This is a genomic window from Neisseriaceae bacterium (genome assembly GCA_016864895.1).
GTDB lineage: Bacteria > Pseudomonadota > Gammaproteobacteria > Burkholderiales > Neisseriaceae > QFNR01.
This window is the reverse complement of the sequence record CP046107.1, coordinates 1,042,195-1,062,517: the sequence shown is the minus strand read 5'-3', so window position 1 is coordinate 1,062,517 and position 20,323 is coordinate 1,042,195. Positions and strand designations below refer to the sequence as shown.

The 20,323-nt window shown below is 33.4% G+C and carries 21 protein-coding genes; 8 read left to right on the top strand and 13 right to left on the bottom strand.

Annotated elements, in window-relative coordinates:
- Window positions 1–7 precede the first annotated feature (7 nt).
- Window positions 8–325: a hypothetical protein gene (locus GKC53_04465; protein ID QRN41385.1), complete on the bottom strand. Its 318-nt coding sequence runs from the start codon at window positions 323–325 to the stop codon at window positions 8–10.
- Window positions 326–431: 106 nt separating this feature from the next.
- Here GKC53_04465 and GKC53_04460 point away from each other — a divergent pair, with 106 nt between their 5' ends.
- From GKC53_04460 to GKC53_04440, 5 genes are read left to right on the top strand one after another with little or no spacing between them, the layout of a single operon-like run.
- Window positions 432–650: a hypothetical protein gene (locus tag GKC53_04460; GenBank protein ID QRN41384.1), complete on the top strand. Its 219-nt coding sequence runs from the start codon at window positions 432–434 to the stop codon at window positions 648–650.
- A 3-nt stretch (window positions 651–653) separates the two neighbouring features.
- On the top strand, window positions 654–1,916 hold the full coding sequence (gene lysA, locus GKC53_04455) for a diaminopimelate decarboxylase (GenBank protein QRN41383.1): 1,263 nt from the start codon (window positions 654–656) through the stop codon (window positions 1,914–1,916).
- Window positions 1,913–2,809 (top strand): ATP-binding cassette domain-containing protein, encoded by an 897-nt coding sequence (locus GKC53_04450; protein QRN41382.1) that lies wholly within the window; start codon window positions 1,913–1,915, stop codon window positions 2,807–2,809. Before lysA ends, GKC53_04450 begins: the two co-directional genes overlap by 4 nt.
- Window positions 2,806–3,573: a metal-dependent hydrolase gene (locus GKC53_04445; GenBank protein ID QRN41381.1), complete on the top strand. Its 768-nt coding sequence runs from the start codon at window positions 2,806–2,808 to the stop codon at window positions 3,571–3,573. The genes GKC53_04450 and GKC53_04445 overlap by 4 nt, the downstream gene beginning before the upstream one ends.
- A 21-nt stretch (window positions 3,574–3,594) precedes the next feature.
- The gene (locus GKC53_04440) at window positions 3,595–3,849 is read left to right on the top strand and encodes a BolA/IbaG family iron-sulfur metabolism protein (GenBank protein ID QRN41380.1); all 255 of its coding nucleotides are present in this window, start codon (window positions 3,595–3,597) and stop codon (window positions 3,847–3,849) included.
- Here GKC53_04440 and GKC53_04435 read toward each other — a convergent pair.
- The 11 genes from GKC53_04435 to lptD all read right to left on the bottom strand — a co-directional run bounded on the left by GKC53_04435 (window position 3,841) and on the right by lptD (window position 13,812).
- Entirely contained in the window at window positions 3,841–4,935 is a 1,095-nt protein-coding gene (locus GKC53_04435; protein QRN41379.1) for a 3-deoxy-7-phosphoheptulonate synthase, read from the bottom strand. The two genes, GKC53_04440 and GKC53_04435, sit on opposite strands and share 9 nt — an antisense overlap.
- On the bottom strand, window positions 4,923–5,597 hold the full coding sequence (locus GKC53_04430) for a site-2 protease family protein (GenBank protein QRN41378.1): 675 nt from the start codon (window positions 5,595–5,597) through the stop codon (window positions 4,923–4,925). Before GKC53_04430 ends, GKC53_04435 begins: the two co-directional genes overlap by 13 nt.
- 7 nt (window positions 5,598–5,604) lie before the next feature.
- Window positions 5,605–6,444 (bottom strand): PHP domain-containing protein, encoded by an 840-nt coding sequence (locus GKC53_04425; GenBank protein QRN41377.1) that lies wholly within the window; start codon window positions 6,442–6,444, stop codon window positions 5,605–5,607.
- A gap of 52 nt (window positions 6,445–6,496) precedes the next feature.
- Window positions 6,497–6,910, bottom strand: coding sequence for a YbgC/FadM family acyl-CoA thioesterase (locus GKC53_04420; protein QRN41376.1), 414 nt, complete (start codon window positions 6,908–6,910; stop codon window positions 6,497–6,499).
- A 202-nt stretch (window positions 6,911–7,112) separates the two neighbouring features.
- Window positions 7,113–7,766 carry a hypothetical protein gene (locus GKC53_04415; GenBank protein ID QRN41375.1) on the bottom strand — a complete coding sequence of 218 codons (654 nt, stop codon included), beginning with the start codon at window positions 7,764–7,766 and terminating at the stop codon, window positions 7,113–7,115.
- Between the two features lie 21 nt (window positions 7,767–7,787).
- A complete protein-coding gene (mlaD, locus tag GKC53_04410) occupies window positions 7,788–8,258 on the bottom strand; it encodes an outer membrane lipid asymmetry maintenance protein MlaD (protein QRN41374.1) in 471 nt (156 codons plus the stop codon).
- A 4-nt stretch (window positions 8,259–8,262) separates the two neighbouring features.
- Window positions 8,263–9,042, bottom strand: coding sequence for an MlaE family lipid ABC transporter permease subunit (locus tag GKC53_04405; GenBank protein ID QRN41373.1), 780 nt, complete (start codon window positions 9,040–9,042; stop codon window positions 8,263–8,265).
- A gap of 1 nt (window position 9,043) precedes the next feature.
- Window positions 9,044–9,808 (bottom strand): ATP-binding cassette domain-containing protein, encoded by a 765-nt coding sequence (locus tag GKC53_04400; GenBank protein ID QRN41372.1) that lies wholly within the window; start codon window positions 9,806–9,808, stop codon window positions 9,044–9,046.
- A gap of 13 nt (window positions 9,809–9,821) precedes the next feature.
- Window positions 9,822–10,790 carry a 4-hydroxythreonine-4-phosphate dehydrogenase PdxA gene (gene pdxA, locus GKC53_04395; GenBank protein ID QRN41371.1) on the bottom strand — a complete coding sequence of 323 codons (969 nt, stop codon included), beginning with the start codon at window positions 10,788–10,790 and terminating at the stop codon, window positions 9,822–9,824.
- A 13-nt stretch (window positions 10,791–10,803) separates the two neighbouring features.
- Window positions 10,804–11,427: a hypothetical protein gene (locus tag GKC53_04390; protein ID QRN41370.1), complete on the bottom strand. Its 624-nt coding sequence runs from the start codon at window positions 11,425–11,427 to the stop codon at window positions 10,804–10,806.
- A gap of 3 nt (window positions 11,428–11,430) precedes the next feature.
- Entirely contained in the window at window positions 11,431–13,812 is a 2,382-nt protein-coding gene (gene lptD, locus GKC53_04385; GenBank protein QRN41369.1) for an LPS assembly protein LptD, read from the bottom strand.
- A gap of 67 nt (window positions 13,813–13,879) precedes the next feature.
- Between lptD and GKC53_04380 the strand changes: the two genes are divergently transcribed.
- The 3 genes from GKC53_04380 (at window position 13,880) to GKC53_04370 (ending at window position 18,095) form a co-directional block, all read left to right on the top strand.
- Window positions 13,880–14,890, top strand: a complete 1,011-nt coding sequence (locus GKC53_04380) for a phosphotransferase (protein ID QRN41368.1) — start codon at window positions 13,880–13,882, stop codon at window positions 14,888–14,890.
- Between the two features lie 723 nt (window positions 14,891–15,613).
- A complete protein-coding gene (gene hemA / locus GKC53_04375; GenBank protein ID QRN41835.1) occupies window positions 15,614–16,798 on the top strand; it encodes a 5-aminolevulinate synthase in 1,185 nt (394 codons plus the stop codon).
- Window positions 16,799–17,441: 643 nt separating this feature from the next.
- Entirely contained in the window at window positions 17,442–18,095 is a 654-nt protein-coding gene (locus tag GKC53_04370; protein ID QRN41367.1) for an isomerase/hydrolase, read from the top strand.
- A 689-nt stretch (window positions 18,096–18,784) separates the two neighbouring features.
- Here GKC53_04370 and GKC53_04365 read toward each other — a convergent pair.
- Window positions 18,785–19,390 (bottom strand): conjugal transfer protein, encoded by a 606-nt coding sequence (locus GKC53_04365; GenBank protein QRN41366.1) that lies wholly within the window; start codon window positions 19,388–19,390, stop codon window positions 18,785–18,787.
- Window positions 19,391–20,323: the final 933 nt, after the last annotated feature.

Here is a 20,323-nt window from a genome sequence, read left to right as displayed (position 1 = left end):
TCCACAATTAAAATATCTGACCCTTTTCACCACAAGCTATATCTAAATACCGTCTAACTACCCCTAGTATACTTTCCTTCTTATTTTTCTTAGATACCCAATTTTCATTCTCATAAATAAATTGATAAGCATCTTTACCTGCGACTAGCCAGATTTCATGCTGACTATAATTCTTAGTCAACACCATATATTCTTGAGTATTGTTATAAATAATAAAAATATCCCCTTTGTTATCATAGTCAAAGTCCCATTCATAACTACCTAACTCATCTTCAATCTTAATAAAAAATTTGTCTGATTCAACCCTATAGTCTACATCATTCATCTTTAAACGCCTCAAGTCTATCTACACGAGAGATATTATAATACAATACTCGAATATTTTTGATGTGTCTTATCTATTGAAAACTAAATTAAGAGATATAATCCTTATGAGATCAAGCCAATTATTTATTTTTATTTTGCTCACTTCACTTGTCGCTTGTGGCCATAAAGGTTCTTTATACCTACCTGACAAGAATGAGGATAATTCTGGTTTTGGCCCCATACAAACTGGGATAGGACTAAACCCTAATAAAACCTCCCAGCATAAAACACCATCGCCTACGCCTCCTGTACCAAACAACGATAACAAGAATGGGGATAACTAGGATATGCTACGCTACGTTAACCAACAATTATTTATTGAGCAAACATCTTGCTTGGAGTTGGCTAAAACTTATGGGACACCACTTTATGTTTATTCCAAAAAACATATCCAAGCTGCTTTTTTAAATTATCAACATATTTTTAATGATTTCAATCCTTTAGTTTGTTATGCAGTCAAGGCAAATAGTAATTTATCTATTCTCCAATATTTAGCTAGCTTAGGTGCTGGATTTGATATTGTGTCTGGTGGTGAATTACAAAGAGTTTTACTCGCGGGAGGAGATCCTGACAAAATCATTTTCTCTGGTGTCAACAAAAGTGAAGATGAAATTAAGTTGGCATTAACTGCAGGAATACTATGCTTCAATGTCGAATCATTGTCCGAGATTGATCGTATTCAAGTAGTCGCTAAGGAATTAAATACTGTTGCACCAATATCTTTTAGAGTTAATCCTAATGTCGATGCTAAAACACACCCTTATATATCCACAGGCCTAAAAAATAACAAATTTGGCATTCCCTATCCAGATGCTCTCGCAACCTATTTATATGCTCAGAAACAATCACATCTATCTATTATCGGCATTGATTGCCATATAGGTTCACAATTACTGGATTTAACCCCATTAAATGAAGCTGCTGATAAAATATTTGAACTCGTTATTCAATTAAAACAAAAAGGCATTCATCTCAAGCATATTGATCTGGGTGGAGGAATCGGCATTCCTTATAAGAAAGATGATCCTAACCCTAATTATGAAGATTATGCGAGGCATATTACCCCTTTTTTTCAGAAAAATAATGGATTACAATTAGTTTTGGAGCCTGGTCGTTCTATTATTGGAAACTCTGGTATTCTTTTAACAAAAGTAGATTTTATTAAACACAATCAAGAAAAGTGTTTTATTATCACGGATGCTGCTATGAATGATTTATTAAGGCCTGCATTATATGATAGCTATCATGATATCGTTCCTATAGTAATACACGAAAACTTGTCCACTGTTAAAGCAGATATCGTTGGCCCTGTATGCGAATCAGGGGATTGTTTAGGTAAAAATCGAACACTCGCTGTACAAGCAGGTGATTATCTTGCTGTAAAAAGTGCTGGTGCTTATGCTGCTTCCATGGCCAGTCATTATAATTCTCGTCTCATTGCTCCCGAAATCCTGATTGATGGTGACTGCCATACCATGATAAAAAGTAGGGATACATTTGAACAAGTTATTCAAAATGAAATTCTTTTTTTACAGAAGGTTGTGAAGTGAAATCAATTGCTTTAAATATCAATAATATTACTAAGGTATATAAAAATGGCTTTAAAGCACTAGATAATGTTTCTTTTCAAGTTTTTAACGGCGAATTTTTTGGCCTCTTAGGTCCCAATGGTGCAGGTAAAACAACTTTGATCTCTAGTATTGCCGGCCTAAGTAAGCCCACATCTGGATCAATTCAAGTTTTAGGTTTTGATACCAAAAAAAATAGTCATCTCTCTAAAATGAACCTAGGTATCGTCCCCCAAGAATTAACCTTTGATCCATTCTTTACAGTCAAAGAAGTTTTATCCTATCAATCAGGCTATTATGGTATCAAAAACAATGATCAATGGATTGAAGAAATATTAGAGGAACTGGGATTATTAACAAAAATTAACAATAACACCCGTAGTTTGTCAGGTGGCATGAAACGCCGTTTGATGATAGCTCAAGCTCTTGTACATAAACCTCCCGTTATTATATTGGATGAGCCGACTGCTGGGGTAGATGTAGAATTACGTCAATCTTTATGGATCTTTATCAAAAAACTCAATCAACAAGGTCATACTATTATTTTAACGACACATTATTTGGAAGAAGCTAAGCAATTGTGCGATAGGATTCTCTTTATGAAACAGGGGCAACTAATTGCACTTGATAAAACAGAAAACCTGTTGGTAGTTGATGAACATATTCACGTTTCATTTATTTGTCACGAGAATATAAAACCATTACTGAGTTGTTTACGTCATCAACATCAAAAAAATAAGTGGTTGTTTGAACTTGATAATTATTTACAACTAGAAAACTTATTACATATCATCAATGCCAACCATATTACTATTTCTGGGCTAGAAATAATAGAGAAAAATTTAGAAAAAGTTTTTTTAAGCTTAACACAATGAATAATTTATACGGTATCTACACCCTTTTCAAAAAAGAAGTTCTACGCTTTTCCAAGGTAGGTCTGCAGACTCTTGGTGCCCCTATCGTTTCCTCCTTACTGTATCTACTGATTTTTTCTAATGTGCTACAAGATAAAATCAATATTTATCCTGGGGTTAGTTATATGCAATTTCTTATTCCTGGTCTAATTATGATGGGTATTATGCAAAATGCCTTTGCTAATACTTCTAGTAGTTTAATTCAATCTAAAATTGCAGAAAACATTATTTTTATCTTACTCCCACCTTTATCCAATTTAGGATTTTTTATTGCTTTTGTAGGAGCCGCACTAATAAGAGGACTAATGGTTGGGCTGGGAATCTTTATTTGTGCTTTGATATTCGTACCAACTATTCCCATCTACGGACTATTATGGATAGTTTTATTTGCTATTATCAGTGGAGCAACATTGGGGACATTGGGCTTAATAGCCGGTATTGTCGCTGAAAAATTCGATCAAACATCATTGTTTCAAAATTTTATTATTATGCCACTGACTTTTCTGTCAGGTGTTTTTTATTCTATACAAAAACTACCCACATTCTGGTACACAATTAGCCAAGTCAACCCCTTCTTTTATTTGGTTGATGGTTTTAGATATGGTTTTTTTGGACAATCTGATATACAACCTTCTATTTCTTTAGAGATCTCCTTAGTTTTTTTTATGTCATTAACAATAATCGCCATACTAGTATTAAAATCAGGCTATAAACTAAGGTCCTAACACAGAACAGGAATCATCAATATGCAGTTAGAAGAATTAACCAATCTTATTCAACAAATAATACCATGCACCTACATAGAAGTTGATGGAGACGGATATCACTTTTTTGTGAAGATTGTGTCACAAAAATTTGAAAGTTTAAGTCGTTTACAAAGACATCGACTAATTAAAGATAGCCTAAAAGAACAAATTGCCAGTAACGAGCTACACGCCTTGTCTATTATAGTAGCGGCGACACCTGAAGAATGGGAACTAAAAAGTATGCAACTAAAATGAAAAACGTTTAGGCAAAGTATCTTTTAATCTGTCATATACTTTTAAAATAACATCTTCGGTTGTTTTCCAATCAATACAAGCATCTGTTATGGAAACCCCATATTTTAATTGGGATAAGTCTTCTGGTATTGATTGATTGCCCCACTCTAAATTACTTTCTATCATTAAAGCACAAATAGATTGATTACCATTTAAAATTTGATTAATAATATTATCCACCACTAAAGGCTGCAACTCTGCTCTTTTATTGGAATTCTCATGTGAACAATCAATCATAATATTAGTTGATAACCCTGCTTTTCTCAATCTTTCCTCCACCAACGTCACATTGACAGAATCATAATTTGTTTTATTATCCCCCCCTCTTAAAACAATATGTGCATACGGATTACCTCTTGTTTTAACACGAGAAACCCTACCTTCCTGATTAATACCTAAAAAATGATGTGCATTGGCAACGGATTTTAAAGCATTCAAAGCAACAGCTAGGCCACCATCAGTTCCATTTTTAAATCCTACCGCTGAAGATAAGCCCGATGCTAATTCCCTATGTGTCTGAGACTCAGTTGTTCTTGCACCAATGGCGGACCAACTAATCAAATCTTGCAAATATTGAGGAGAGATCGGATCTAATGCCTCGGTCGAAGCAGGTATCCCTATATGTGCAATTTCTAGCAGTAACCTTCTACTTAAATGTAGGCCATCTTCAATCTTGAATGTATCATTCAAATAAGGATCATTAATCAAGCCCTTCCAACCAACAGTTGTTCTTGGCTTTTCAAAATATACTCGCATAATTAAAAAAAGTGTATCTTTAACTCTATCTGAGAGTTTTTTTAATCGCTGTGCATATTCTATTGCTGCTTTATAATCATGGATAGAACAAGGCCCCACAACAACAAACAATCGATAATCCCTATGATCTAAAATATTTTTTACAATTTGCCGACTTTCTGATACTAATGTACGAGCTGTAGGAGACAATGGTAATTTATCTTTTAATTCTCGTGGCGTAACAATTGGTACATTCGCCTCAACATTAATATCATTAATTTTTTGTTTAGTTACAATCACTATATAATCCATTGAAAAATATTATCAAAAAATGTAATCGCCATCCGGATTATCCAACCAACAATCGGCCATATCACCTGGAATAAACCTAAAAACAAGGCGGCTATTACTATCCAAAGACCATACGGCTCTAACTTCATATATTGACTATAAGCTTCTGGACTCAAATAACTACTGATGACACGACTTCCATCTAAAGGTGGAATAGGCATCAGATTAAACACACATAACACTGCATTAATAACAATACCAAATTGGGACATTTCCCTGATGAAGGATACTAAATTAGAGTCTTGATTTTTTGATAGGTAAGAAGTGCCAACAAAGAGTGCAGCCCAAACAAATACCATAAGTAAGTTAGATAAAGGGCCTGAGGCTGCAACTTGCCTCATCCCTTTTCGGTAGTCTTTGAATCGGGAAGGGTTGATCGGTACAGGCTTGGCCCATCCGAATAAAAAGGGCACTTTCAGAACTAATAAAAGTAGTGGTAACACAACTGTCCCTATTGGATCTATATGAGCCAACGGATTTAATGTTAACCTCCCTGCATTTTTTGCTGTATCATCACCATTTTTCTTGGCTACATAACCATGTGCTGTTTCATGCACAGTAACTGCCAAAACCATAGGAATAGTATACACACAAACTTTATAAATGATATCTGCTATATCCATAAGTATCCTAGTTAAATTTAAATACATCCCATATGGGACGACATTCTATTGGCAAATCAGGTGTCACACCTATTTTTCTATGACAACCATATTCATGCCCATGAAAGTCACTACCTGAAGAAGCTAATAAATTATATTGCTCAGCTAACAATGAAACTGTCATTATCTCATTATAATCATGACCACTACAACCTACTTCTATACCTTGCCCACCATAAACAATAAATTCATCTAGGAACTGACGTATTTTGGCTAGGGTCAAATTGTAGCGTAAAGGGTGAGCCAGCACAGCTATCCCTCCTGCCTCTACAATTAATCTTACGACTTCTTGTAACGAACCCCATTCCGTTTTAACATAGCCTTTCTTCCCTTCCCCTAGGTACTTATTGAAAGCTTGTTGAATAGAAGATACAACTCCCTGACTGACCAAATATTCTGCCATATGTCTTCTACCTACCGTATCAGGATGTGAAGATAATTCTAAAGCACCTTGGTACACACCACGAATTCCAATATTTTCTAATTTCTCAGATATTAAGGAAAGGCGTTTTAGTCTTACACTTCTAATTTCATCAATTAATCTTATTAAGGGAAGGTAATCCAGGTCAAAATCAAGTCCAATCACATGTATGACTTTATTGCGCCAAGTAACAGAAATTTCTACCCCATTAACAAATGCTATACCCAGTTTGTCTGATACAATTCTTGCTTCTTCTAGACCACCTATATTGTCATGATCAGTTAAAGCTAATAATTCAGCATGATTCTCATTAGCTCGCTCTATCAATTCTTTTGGGGTATAAATTCCATCAGAAAAGTTTGAATGAAAATGTAAATCTATTTGCATAACTTAATTTTACCTTACACAACAAGGCAGTGATTTTATATCATCATAATCATTATTCTTCTTCAACTAACTTAGAAAATCGTTGCATTAAATCGTCATCTAACTGGCCAACTTTTTGGGTATTTAAATCCAAAATTACATATGTAACCATAGCATCTAATACTATACAGTTTGTTTTAGAATTAATAATTATCTGCTCTATAACACCTTTCCTCTCACTAAATTTTTTAATTTTTGATTGTATCTCAAGTTCATCACCAAACACTGCAGGGGATCGATAGTTAATATTGATATTAACAATTACAAACCCTAAATGCTTACAATGTAAGTCTGACAGAATATCGGTACTATCAATCATGTCCCATCTAGCTTCTTCCAAAAACTCCAAATATCTTGCATTATTAACATGACGGTATAAATCTAAATGAAAGCCTCTAACCTTGATAACAGTTTTAAAAATCACCATTACTCCTTTATTGATTCACTACTCAGATTCTGCAATAGAAAACAACAATCAGACTACCCTAAATTTTTGCTAAAGTTCCAAAGATATGAAAATTTATAGTCACAAACTAGTCTCCCAAATAAAGTCTATCTAATTGTAATATAACACAAATCTTACACTATTTACTCTTTTTAAATCAATAAGTAAACAACTATCTTAAGTATCATTCAAGCTTTTTCTTCGATTGATTCAATTGATTATTCTCTTCTTGGAGACTTTGAATTAATCCATCAACTCCACTTTCTTGAATAATTTCAGAAAATTGTCCACGATATGTAGTTACCAAACTAATACCCTGTACATTAATATTGTAAATTTTATATCCTTGCTCAGTTTTATAAAGAAAATAATCTATTTCAATAGGATCCCCAACATCAGATCTTACTGACGTTGCTGTAGATTGAATGATAATCTCTCTGCGCTTATTCTTAATAATTGGATTCTGTTTAATTTCAACCTTGGTATCTCTCACATGAATAAATACATTATAATAGGCATTAATCAATTTACATCTGAACTCCTTACTCAAGAGCATTTTTTGGTCTAAAGTTGCATTTTTCCACGGAAAGCCAACTGCTAAAGCAGTAATTCGATTAAAATCAAATAAGTCCACAGTCTGATCAACTACTTTCCTTTTAATGTCATCATTATTATTTCCATTATCTGAGGACATTAAACCCACCACATCAGCAATAGTATCAGTTAAAACTTTTACCGCTTCTGACGGCGTATTCATGAGACTAATATTGCCTTTAGCTAATACACTTAATGGTAAAAATAATAACAATTCCAGTATAAAAAATTTTATTATCTTCATATTCTTAACTAAATTAAAGTGTCATTTTCTTATTTGACCTAAAAAATTAACAACAATTTTATTTAATAATTCCTCGATAACAACTGCAGAATTTGTTACACTAATTGTGTCCCCCGGTTGTAAGTTATCAGTATCTCCTCCTTGCTGTAACCCAATGTACTGTTCTCCTAATATCCCCATTGTTAATATAGAGGCGGAAGTGTCTTGAGAAAAAGAATACTGTTTATTGATAGATAATTCAACTTTTGCTTGATAGCTTTTGACATCTAAAGTGATGTTATTCACTCTACCTACTAAAACGCCTGATGCCCTAACAGGAGCACCTATCTTCAAATTACCGATATTGTTAAAATAAGAAAATACCTGGTAACTACCTTCATCCGAAACAAAATGGTATTTATCCCCAGCTACCTTCATGCACAAAAAAATAATAGCAAAAAAGCTCAAAACCACCAGTAACCCAACAGAGAACTCAATATGTTTTTCTCTCATCCCATTAACCCGTAAATAAAAATACTGTTAATATAAAATCTGTTACCAAAATATACAATGAACACCATACAACCGTGTGATTGGTTGCTTTTAAAATTCCATTAGGAGTTGGACAAGCATACAATCCATTGTAAACTGCAATCAAGGAAATTAATATACCAAATACTAGTGACTTAATGATGGATCCTGATAAATCATAAGATACCGAAATGGCAGATTGCATTTGTCCCCAAAAGATGTTTCTGTCCAATCCATACAATACCACTGCCATTAAATATGTTCCTAGTATAGCAAAAGCATTATATACCAAAGTTAAAAGTGGTACGGAAATAATACCTGCCAGAAATCTAGGCCCTATAACCCTCTCAATGGGGTTTACGCCCATTACCTCTAATGCACTTAACTGATCTGTACTCTTCATTAAACCTATTTCACTCGTCATAGCACTGCCAGCACTACTTGCAAATAAAATAGCAGCTAAAACTGGCCCTATCTCTCTTAATACAGAAATACCGACCAAGGCACCTAAACTAGACTCTGCATTAAACAAAATAAGTGAATTATAGGCCTGTAGTCCCAGAACTAATCCTAAAAACAATCCACAAAAAACAATAATACTTATAGAGGAACAACCAAAGACATAAATTTCTTTTATAACCAATGTCGGCTTTAATAAATTTTTAACTGATTGAAATAATACCGAAAATAATAATAATACGATTTGCCCAATTTGTATATTAAATTGTATTACCTGTCGACCTATGGCTCTAATCGTACCAAACATATCAACTTCCTACATCTAACAATGCCAAAGGGATAGATGCCGCTCGTAAAAATTCCTGTACTATTGAATTTCTATTTTTCAAAATATCTTCAGGGCTTCCATCAAAAACAATCCTATTTTGTGACAGTAAAATAACTTTGTCAGCCAATGGCAAAGATTCTCTGATATTATGTGTCACCATGATACTAGTAGCATTAATATTTTGATTTGTTCTACCTATTAACTTTGCAATTTTCATCAACACAATAGGATCTAAACCTGCAAATGGTTCATCATATAATAATAAACTAGGATTTAAAGCAATTGCCCTTGCTAGTGCAACTCTCTTGATCATACCCCCCGATAACTCTGCTGGATATAATCTTTCTACACCTCCTAAATCAACTGAAAGTAATTTATTTTCTACAATAGCTTCGATTTCTTTTTCACATAAGGAGGTATGCTCTCTAATTGGAAACGCAACGTTATCATATACATTCAAATCAGTAAATAAAGCACCTTGTTGAAATAGATAACCCATACTCTTACGATACTTATGTAGTTCAGCTTTTGAAAAATCTGAAATTGATTTTCCTTTTATTAAGACTTCACCTTTTTTAGGATAAATTTCACCAGATATCAATTTCAGTAACGTTGTTTTCCCTGAACCTGATCCTCCTATAATACAAACAAAATCTCCTTCATATACAGAAAAATTTATGTCATGTAATACCTCCTTTTCTGTATACAAAAAAGTAACATTTCTAAACTCTATATAAGGCACCATTCTCATAAATTGCTCAAATCATATGACTTGCTACATTAATTGCGTGGATTAAACTACTAGCATTTGCCTTTCCTGTTCCCGCCAATTCCAAAGCTGTCCCATGATCAACAGATGTTCTGACATACGGTAACCCTAATGTAATGTTTACTGCTTTTTCAAATGAAGCATATTTAATAACTGGTAATCCCTGATCATGATACATTGTTAAAATAACATCACTACTTTCAATGAGTTCCTTTTGAAATACTGTATCCGAAGAATAAGGACCGAATACTAAAATATTTTCGTTTTTCAGATGGGTTATGGCAGGGATGATCACATCTATCTCTTCCATTCCCAAATAACCATTTTCACCAGCATGTGGATTTAATCCTGTTACCAATATTCTGGGTGCGTGTATTTTAAATTTTGACTTAAATTCCTGATTAATAATACGAACAACTTTTATTATTAGTTCAGAACTAATTGTTTTAGCTACTTGACTCAACGGTAAATGCGTAGTTACCAAGGCAACATTTAATTGCCCATCAGACAACATCATAACAACTTTTTCAACGCCTGCTTTATTTTGAAAATATTCAGTATGCCCAGTAAAGGGAATACCACTTGCGTTAATAATCCCTTTATGTATTGGACAGGTCACTATACCTGCATAAACGCCATTTTCAATACCTTCTACAGCCTGATCTAAGAGTGCCAAAACATACGAGGCATTTTTAACATTCAACTGCCCAGAGATAACCTTCTCCCGAACTGATATATTTTTAAAAGTAATATTAGGATTCTCTCCTCTGAAGTATGGATACAAGAACTCATACCTCTTAAGCTCTTTAGCTCTCTGTTCTAAAGATTCAAAATCAACTAATATCTCAATCGGATAGTCAAACTTAGTATCAAGAATACCTAAACAAATATCAAGCCCAATTCCAGCAGGCTCTCCACTTGTGATTGCTAAAGGAATCTGAGCTTGATCTATTTTCATCTATTTATGAATATCAATATGGTTTTTCTCTGTATTCGATATAAGCTCTATTTTTCAGGTCTTGTACAATACCTGATAAAATTTCTTGTTGCTTCCTATTGGCAATAAAGTTTCTAGCATCTTCTTTATTTTTCTGTGTGACAGGCATTTTATTTTGATTCAATAAAGCTTCTATTTCTGTTTCAGTAACTTCAATTTGACCTTTCGACACCTCTTTTGCCAGAGCCTCTACCATTAAATTATCCTTAATAGTCGCCCTTAGCATTGCCTCAGGAACACCCTCTCTTGAAATTGCTTTATAAAACTGCTCTGGTGTCATCTTATTAGAAGTAGCTATTTTTGCAACCTCGGCATCAATGTCCTTCTCCGAAACAGTAACCTGCATATTTTCTGCTGCCTGTTTTAGTAGTCTTTGCTGAATTAAATTGTCAATAGCTACCTGTTTAACATCTATTTTTTTTAGCTCAGACTTAGGGACTTGGGCTACAATCTGATGACTAATATCATTAATATCCCTTTGGGTAATTACATCTTGATTGACCACCACTACAATCTGGTCAACCCATCGTACAGATGCTGCGTTAGCACTCAACAAACCAAACCCCATTAGTACAGCACTTAGCCACTTTAAACTCATATATTATTTAACCTCTCTCTTAAGACGATAACCCGGTATGGAACGATACAATTCACTAAATGGATTCACTCCAAAACCGCCTAAACCTCTCAAATTTAACTGAAAAAATACTGCATTTTTTCGTTTATTATATTCTGCTAAATAAGTTTGAAATACTGTATTAAATCCCCAACATTGACACTCACTAACATACTCAACTCCTGCCAAGGCCTCTAATAACTTTTTATCAGATAAAGAATAGTTGTATCTACCAACAATTGAATATTTATTAGCAACTGGCCATCGAAAAGAAAAATCAACTTGTTCAAATTTGTTATCGTTTCGATTAATCCGAGAACTATTTCTATCATATTTATAAAGCAAATTAACCAGCTTACCAAATTGTGAATTATATCTTAAGCCTATCACATAACGATTATCTACTTTACGATTAGCATTAAAATATAAATCTGCCTGCAATGAGATTTTATCAGTAATTCTACTTTGAGCAAATAATAATGTATCATAACTGATCTTTCTACTATGCGCACCATCCTCTAAACTCGTATTATCTTTTCCAAAGTCAATACGTTGACCTATCCCAGTTCTAAAAAACTCTACTCCGTTACTTGAACTATAAAATCTTGTTAACAAACTATAAGACAAATTATTAGCAACACTAATCCTATCATAACCAGTAAATCTATTGATTCTAAATAGATTTGAAAAGGTTGGGTCTACCTCTTCACTATCAAAATTAGGGAATTGATCCTGTTCTTTTTTGGGAACATATGTATAAAAAATCCTAGGTTCAAGTGTTTGTATAAAATGATTTTCTTTAAATGTCAAAGGTCTTTCAAAAATTAATCCAGCATCCATACTGAAAATAGGTAGCACCCTAGACAAATGTCTTTTTGGTAAATTAATTTTTGTTCCATCCTTATCGACTCGCCAATAATGGTCTAATTGATAATAAGTAGAATGCAGTCCCAAACTAGGTCTGAAAAAGCCCCACTCATTGAAAAAATTCCAAGACACTCGGGGATAAAACAAACTTCTAATACCTGTTTGTTTCGTACGATGATCAAAATTACTTACTTGTGCCAAAATATCTATTTCTGCTGTATTCTCTAGTAATTTAGACCATCTTAGAGTCAATTGGGGACTCAGTTGATACGGCTCATATGTTGAATCACTAGAATTTTGTAATGTTTGATAATTTTGGAAGGTTAAGAATGCAAAAAATGCTCCTCCAAGGATCTGGTCGCCATACGATAACCATAATTGTCGATTTAAGTTATTATTCTCTGCAGAAGATGTTCTAGTACCAAAATCCTTAAAATAATGATTATCAGATACTTGATTATAAACTATGCCCAGAGATATTTTGGGTGTCAAATTTTGAATATGTTGAAAATCAAAAGCATAACGACTACTTTTATTTAATTCTTTTTTTGCAACTCTATCACTTGGCAGAAAACTCGCTGATATTCTACCAAAGAAATTAAGAGCTAAATACCTAAACTCCCCATCAATACCGATCCCCCTTTTTGTGTACAGATGGGGTGTTATCGTCATATCATAATTGGGCGCTAAGTTAAAGTAATAAGGTAACCCAAACTCTAACCCATTTCCTGACTTAATCCCTACAATGGGATTCAGAAACCCACTTTTTCGACTACCATTTAATGGAAAATCAAACCATGGAACAGCCATTACAGAAACTCCCTTAAAAATAAATTTAATTTTTTTGGCTACCCCTATATTATGATCATAATCTAAATTAATTTCTTTCGCTTCTATATACCAACTATCATCTCCTGGATTACAAGTATTAACACGTGCATTTTTTAAACGATAAAAATTTTTTTGCAAAATTTCTAGTTTTTTTCCTTCCCCTTGCAGAGATATCCTATTCCCCCGACTATTAAACTTAAAATCATCTACACTACCTGATTTGGTACTTAAATCATATTCTAAACTGTGCCCAGCAAAAATTTTACTACCATCCCTTAATTTAAAAGGATCTGAAGTAATAATTTTATTATTTTTATAAAGAATTTTATTAGCATTTAAGACTTGATCATCATACTCAACGATAACATTACCTTCAACTAAGACTTCTTCCAAACCCTTTCCCTCGACACTTTTGTCAAATGTAAAACGCACACTTCCACTATGAGGTGGAGATTCCTGACTGGTTTGAATAGGATCAATAGCTACAAATTTACTACCATTAGATGAGCAAGTATTATTATCGGTTAAATTATTATATTCATTAATAAATTTCTTATTGTATACTCTTTTATCAGAGAATCCTTCCAAGGGCGCCGACAAACTAACACTGAAACATAATCCAATTTGAGCTAGCAATAACTGCCACACAACTTTTTTTACTCGAAACAAAATTATAACCTTTGGGACAAATGAGTTAAAATAGTGTTCATTTTAACCTGAATTACTATAAAATAATATGCAACGTGAAAATAATTTAATAGACTGGGTTCAAACACTTTATCCAAGCCAATCTTTCCAAATAAAATTTGCAGCTTCTGATGCTGACTACCGAAAGTATTATAGAGCCATTTTTGACAATGGATCTTCAATTATTCTAATGGATGCCCCTCCCGAAAAATTTGATATGAATCCTTATATTCATGTACAAAGCCTGTTCCATTCTATTCAAGTTCCCAAAATATACCATGTCAATCAAAAAGCTGGCTTCATGTGTTTACAAGACTTTGGTAATGATTCATTTATTAGTTTAATGTTAGAAAATAATTCCCATGAAACACATAGAGAATTATTACTTAAATCAGTTTCAGAACTAACAAAATTACAACAAATCTCTCAAGAAAATAAATTACCCCTCTACTCCAAAGCAAAATTAAATGAAGAAATGGATTTATTTGTGACTTGGTGTATTCCTCAATACTATCATAAGCAGCTTAACAGTAAACAAACCGAAATATGGCAACAATCTAAAGACAAAATAGTAGCAGAAATTTTAAGTCATGCTAATGTATATGTACACAGGGATTATATGATAAGAAACCTAATGCTGTTACCTGACCAATCAATAGGTGTTATCGATTTTCAGGATGCTGTTTGGGGTAGCATTTGCTATGACATTATATCTCTCACACGAGATGCTTTTATTTATTGGGATGAAGAATTTACCTTAGACATAGTCATACATTACTGGCAACAAGCCAAGGAAAAAAATCTACCTGTCAATCCTTCTTTTGATGCTTTTTATCGAAGTTATGAATGGACAGGTGTTCAAAGACACCTCAAGGTAGCCGGTATTTTTACCCGTTTGAAATATAGGGACTACAAAGATAAATATATTTCAGAAGTTCCTAGATTTATTCAGTATTTGAAACAAACAACCCGTCGTTATTCTGAACTACATCCATTATATCGATTAATAGTGGAACTAACAGGAGAAGATCAAGACCTACAACAAGGCTTTACTTTTTAATGAAGATCAATATGTATTTTACTTATTTATTCTCTTGTGAAAACAATGTTCTAGTAACAATACTAACGCGCAGAATTACGATAGTGCTTGGTAACCTACATTGAACATATCAATTAATAAAAATTAATAAACTTAAAGCACAAATGAGAAAATCTCCTCCTCTGGGAGTTATTGATTTATGCCCTTAGGCAATAGCGGCCACACTATTAAAGAATATACAATAATAACTAATCATATGCTGTTCATCTTAATCAATAACGTTGTTTCCTAGTATCTTTGCTGCTATAACAATTCAAAAACATATTAATCAAACTGCATACTCACTACAGAAATCCTAGGCTTTATCACTATTACTTTTTTCCAATATCCCTGTTATTTTTACGGATTTCAATCAACAACAAATATTCACATACATATTCTCCTGTTCAAACTACTAATAATTAGACAGTATATTGTTATCAATAGATATTTTCTCTACGTAAACAATAAGATATAAAAAAAAATACAATCAATCATATGCAACAGTCACTAGTGATAATCAACCAAACTGTTCCTAATTAAGAACTGTAACAAGCAGACATTAGTCATCTCAAACTTGGAAGTTTGATGTCATTAGTGGTATATAAACATCGAAAAGATAATCAAAACAGGAGAAGATCAAACATTCTACTATTCAACTAATTTTAAAAATTGTAATCTTACACGCATTGGAGATAAAAAATGATGGATATAACACCTTTTGAAAACACTATTCGTGACCTAAAAGAAACCGGGAAATATAGAATTTTTAATGATATCTCACGTGAGAACGGACAATTTCCTTATGCCTTATGGTATGGCGACTATGGTGTTAAAACAATTGTGAACTGGTGCTCTAATGATTACCTTGGTATGGGGCAAAATAAAATCGTATTAGATGCTATGCGTACTGCTTTAGACAAAACAGGAGCTGGTGCTGGAGGAACTAGGAATATCAGTGGAACCACTCACTATCATATCATTCTTGAGCACGAACTGGCCAGTCTACATAAAAAGCCATCTGCCTTGCTATACTCGAGTGCCTATGTTGCCAATGAATGGACTCTTATTGCCTTAGGTAAAATTATTCCTAATATTCATTTTATTAGTGATCAGAATAATCATAACAGTATCATTGTCGGTATTAGTCATAGCAGGAAACCTAAGACTATCTTTGAACACAATGATTTAAAAGGGTTAAAAACAATCTTACAAACAGTAAAATCCAATAATGAAATCCCATGTATTCTTTTTGAATCTATTTATTCTATGGATGGAGATATTAGCCCGATTCAGGAGATTTGTGATTTAGCTGATGCATATGAGGCCATAACTTATATTGATGAGGTACATTCAGTTGGCTTATATGGGAAAGAGGGCGCAGGAAAACTTGAAGAGTTAGGCTTACAAAATCGTGTAGATATTATCAATGGAACACTAGGTAAAGCCTTTGGTGTACAAGGGGGTTACATTGCTGCCGATACCACAGTCATTGATGCCATTCGCTCTATTGCTTCTGGATTTATATTTACCACTAGCCTAAGTCCCATTATCTGTGCTGGGGCACTTTCTGCTATAAAATATTTAAGAAAACATCCTGAATTAAGAATACAGCACCAAGAACGTACAAATCTTTTAAAAAATAAATTAAAAATAGCCGAGATAAAGATCATGCCTAGTACAACACATATCGTGCCTGTTCTCATTGGAAATGCCGAACAAGCAAGATCAATTAGTGACCAATTATTAACCAATTATGGCATCTATGCTCAAGCAATCAACTACCCAACTGTACCAATCGGCACAGAAAGGTTGAGATTTGCACCAACCCCCTACCATACCAATGAAATGATAGACAATCTAGTCTGCGCTCTCACAGATCTACTATAATTAGAACCCACGGCTTATACTCTAACACTATTTTACCGAATGCTTGATATCATCATATAGCGGTTCTGGTCAAGTTTAACTTTTTCCAAACAGTATTTTTCCCACTTTTTTTCATAAGTTACTTTCTCTATATATAACAATTGATTACTAACTTAAGACATTTTGTCAATCCTCCAACAAGAAGCAGTATCAATATTTTCTAAAGTCCTCAATCAATACTTAATCATAGCCACAAAATATTTTTGTAAAACAGCTTTATTTAATTTATTCAATCTAATTTTACCTGCTGTAAAAATCGGTAATTTAAAACACCAACACAGAATAAGGAATACTTGTAAAAGCCTATCCTAGCGAAGGATATATGTCCCTATCTAAAATTCAAAATAAGTATCAAGAGTAGGAAATAAACTGACTTTACTACTAGTATCTTAGACAATTAAGATCCCCTTGTTCAACTTGAAGGGCTATGACTCAAATAGTGTATGTACTATCTTATCTTTACTTAAAATTTTCCTGTGCTCATATTTGACTAATACTTTGATTTATCAATTCCCGTTGCTGTTAAAACAACCCAGTCTTGAACACCATTAAAAAAACAACATATAATATAAACTCAGTATTAGGCTTGAACAAAGGAAATATCATGTCCGAGATTATTTGTAATCAAAAAAGATACCATTTAGAAAATATTTACTGTATTGGTAGGAATTACTCTGAGCACATTAAAGAACTTAATCACACACCAGATGATGAGATAGTGGTGTTTACCAAACCCAATACTTCTATCCACTTCGAAGAGATACCTGTACAGCTACCTAGTTTTTCTAACAATATTCATTATGAATGTGAAATCGTCATTTTAATTGGGGAGGATATATTAGAAGCGCCAATTAAAAACCCTTTAAAATATATTGCCGGCTATGCATTGGGAATTGATATGACTGCACGTGATATACAAAAAATTGAAATAGAAAAAGGGTTGCCATGGCTTAAAAGTAAAGGATTTAAACAGTCAGCACTAATTTCTAAATTTATTAGTCCCGAGAAAATATCTAATCCTAACAACATTTATTTTGAATTATCTCTTAACCAAAAAACAGTTCAAGTTGGAGAATCATGTCACATGATCTATTCCATTCCCACCATCATCCAATCAATACATAAAATTTATGGACTAAAAAAGGGTGATATTATCTATACTGGGACTCCCAAAGGGGTAGGACAGCTACACTCTAATGATATTTTGGAACTAAACTTGGAAAAGGGTCTGTTAAAAGCTACATTTACCATTGCGTAGTTGCGCCTTGTCTACATAGCAACCCAGGTATGAAGTAGTATAAGATTATTGTATTTGTGAACTACTCCTTTCTAAGGAAGAGCTATGATAGTGAGAGCTTCATACGACCGATAATCTACCTTACACAGTCACACTACAAGATCAAGAGTTCAGTAACAAGGAAATTTTTTACAACACGATTTGGTAGCACCTACGTCATAAGACACATTCAAGACTATGTATTGTATTCATACCTCTATCGCAATGAAACAACACATTCGGGATGTAGTGTCTTATACCGAGCGGTATATAACTGGGTATGAAACATTGATATTGATCATATCTTGTCTTAATCCTTTACACCCATATTCCAAATAAGTAATAAATTCACGTCAACCATGATCCCCCATGATAAGACGATCGTTTACTTTGTATCATTCCTTAATAATTCCTCAAAGGTGAAACAACTATTTTATTGTAAATAAACTAAGTTAGTTCAAAAGTTTTGTAAAAAGTCATTACACTAATTAGAAAGCCTTTTATCATGTATGACCGATAATCTTTGTTTATCTCCATCATTTAGATTCCAGTCTTTTTCTAGAAAATTTCCTTTGTTCCAAACTCAATTGGTTAAGTGACTGTCTAAAATATCTAGCAACACCAACCTGTAGTCTATTTTTTACAACTCCATAAAACTTGTAACAAAAGGATTAATAGTTCTTTGCTGCTTCATCATCCTCAATAGGCGTTTTTTTTGAGTCAAGTTCATCAACTTCATCAATACGGGCACATATCTGGCCATCTTTATCGTATCTAGCTTGTCCGGATTGAATACTCAATCGATACTCAACTGTATAGGTTAAACTCGACAGACAACGTTTGATCATCCTACCTGATAACGGTAGATTTCTATTCTTAGCATCTGCTTTCAAATGATTCAAAATACCTACCTGTAATGGTTTAACTTTGCCCTGTGAAAATATATCAGGCCAATATGTCTGTAAATTCTCAGTCGCTTCTGATACTGGCATCCGAATTTTGGGAAGGGGGTGAGATGGACCTTTTTTCTTTTGAGGAGGTGTTTGTACTCTAGGTTTTTTCAGCTCTTTAGATACTGGTGTTTGTTCCTTTACTTTTACCTTTTTGGCTTGCTTCTGAAAAGGATTTTTTTGTGTTTTCTTGACAACAACCTCAACTTTAGTATTTTTCCTACGTCTGACACCAGAAGAATCTGTTACTCTGGGTCTTTTTAGCATTAAAGTTTTTCTTTCATTACTCATTTTTTTAATCCTCTTTCCAAAATGTCTCCTCAACATACCCTATGGGTTTTGGTGAAATCGTAATAATCCATCTGTATGGATTTTTAAATGTTAATGTAAGTAATTAAGGATAATTTTTATCAATCTTAGGTATCCTTATTCGTGGGTTAATAAAGAGTATTTCCCAATCTAATGCCCCTATCCAGTATTTTAATACTATCTCTACCACCATATAGAGGGGGATAACCAACTTATCAGAAAATTTCATAGACATCAACTCTGTTATATCATTTTCTGGTGGCGTAGACTGTGGGCAACCTCTCCTTGAATGAGTAAATAGTATTCAGAAATAGTCTCCCTAGATAGCTTTCTTTTTCTTATTAATTTCATGGAATAAGCATCACTGTACATGGTTAAGTATCTTGAGGTGGTATCTCACCAATAAACAAATACCGAATTGAAAATAACTAATTTCATTCATCATTCGATAACGTCAATATCAAAATAAGCTATGAGGCAACATTTAGTATTCATATTGTCGTGTCGTATAATAGCCAAAAGCTTCCCAACCATAAAAGAATTCTCATACCTGTAGTTTTTTCTTAAAATACTCTGACTATTCTATCGATGACTTAACTTCTTTTTGCCAAATAGCCGTTTTAAAATAACCCGCTATGACTCTCCAAAGAAACCCTCTTATAGTTGATATATAGCTAAATGACATTGATTAATATTAATCAATAACACAATACACTAGGTAAAAATATTATTATTAAGATATATGTTCTGAAAAATGCCATAGATCTATTCAGAATATTTTGGAGTCCATAAGCTCGCGTACCTTGCAATTCATCCATAAACTTCACCAATATTTACTCTCCCCCCCCTTTGTAAGCTTAGACATGTTACTTACCCAAAGATCTTCTACATACACCAATGGTCTAATCTTTACTAATTTGAGTAGGAATTTTGATAAAGGTAATTAGGTCT

Coding starts and splice junctions, on each gene's coding strand:
- GKC53_04420 (QRN41376.1), bottom strand. CDS start 6,910: ATGGTGATTTTTAAAACTGTTATCAAGGTTAGAGGCTTTCATTTAGAT.
- GKC53_04415 (QRN41375.1), bottom strand. CDS start 7,766: ATGAAGATAATAAAATTTTTTATACTGGAATTGTTATTATTTTTACCA.
- GKC53_04365 (QRN41366.1), bottom strand. CDS start 19,390: ATGTTGAGGAGACATTTTGGAAAGAGGATTAAAAAAATGAGTAATGAA.
- GKC53_04430 (QRN41378.1), bottom strand. CDS start 5,597: ATGGATATAGCAGATATCATTTATAAAGTTTGTGTGTATACTATTCCT.
- GKC53_04445 (QRN41381.1), top strand. CDS start 2,806: ATGAATAATTTATACGGTATCTACACCCTTTTCAAAAAAGAAGTTCTA.
- GKC53_04435 (QRN41379.1), bottom strand. CDS start 4,935: ATGGATTATATAGTGATTGTAACTAAACAAAAAATTAATGATATTAAT.
- GKC53_04465 (QRN41385.1), bottom strand. CDS start 325: ATGAATGATGTAGACTATAGGGTTGAATCAGACAAATTTTTTATTAAG.
- GKC53_04400 (QRN41372.1), bottom strand. CDS start 9,808: ATGGTGCCTTATATAGAGTTTAGAAATGTTACTTTTTTGTATACAGAA.
- pdxA (QRN41371.1), bottom strand. CDS start 10,790: ATGAAAATAGATCAAGCTCAGATTCCTTTAGCAATCACAAGTGGAGAG.
- GKC53_04370 (QRN41367.1), top strand. CDS start 17,442: ATGTCCGAGATTATTTGTAATCAAAAAAGATACCATTTAGAAAATATT.
- GKC53_04390 (QRN41370.1), bottom strand. CDS start 11,427: ATGAGTTTAAAGTGGCTAAGTGCTGTACTAATGGGGTTTGGTTTGTTG.
- hemA (QRN41835.1), top strand. CDS start 15,614: ATGGATATAACACCTTTTGAAAACACTATTCGTGACCTAAAAGAAACC.
- GKC53_04405 (QRN41373.1), bottom strand. CDS start 9,042: ATGTTTGGTACGATTAGAGCCATAGGTCGACAGGTAATACAATTTAAT.
- GKC53_04460 (QRN41384.1), top strand. CDS start 432: ATGAGATCAAGCCAATTATTTATTTTTATTTTGCTCACTTCACTTGTC.
- GKC53_04380 (QRN41368.1), top strand. CDS start 13,880: ATGCAACGTGAAAATAATTTAATAGACTGGGTTCAAACACTTTATCCA.
- GKC53_04425 (QRN41377.1), bottom strand. CDS start 6,444: ATGCAAATAGATTTACATTTTCATTCAAACTTTTCTGATGGAATTTAT.
- lysA (QRN41383.1), top strand. CDS start 654: ATGCTACGCTACGTTAACCAACAATTATTTATTGAGCAAACATCTTGC.
- mlaD (QRN41374.1), bottom strand. CDS start 8,258: ATGAGAGAAAAACATATTGAGTTCTCTGTTGGGTTACTGGTGGTTTTG.
- GKC53_04440 (QRN41380.1), top strand. CDS start 3,595: ATGCAGTTAGAAGAATTAACCAATCTTATTCAACAAATAATACCATGC.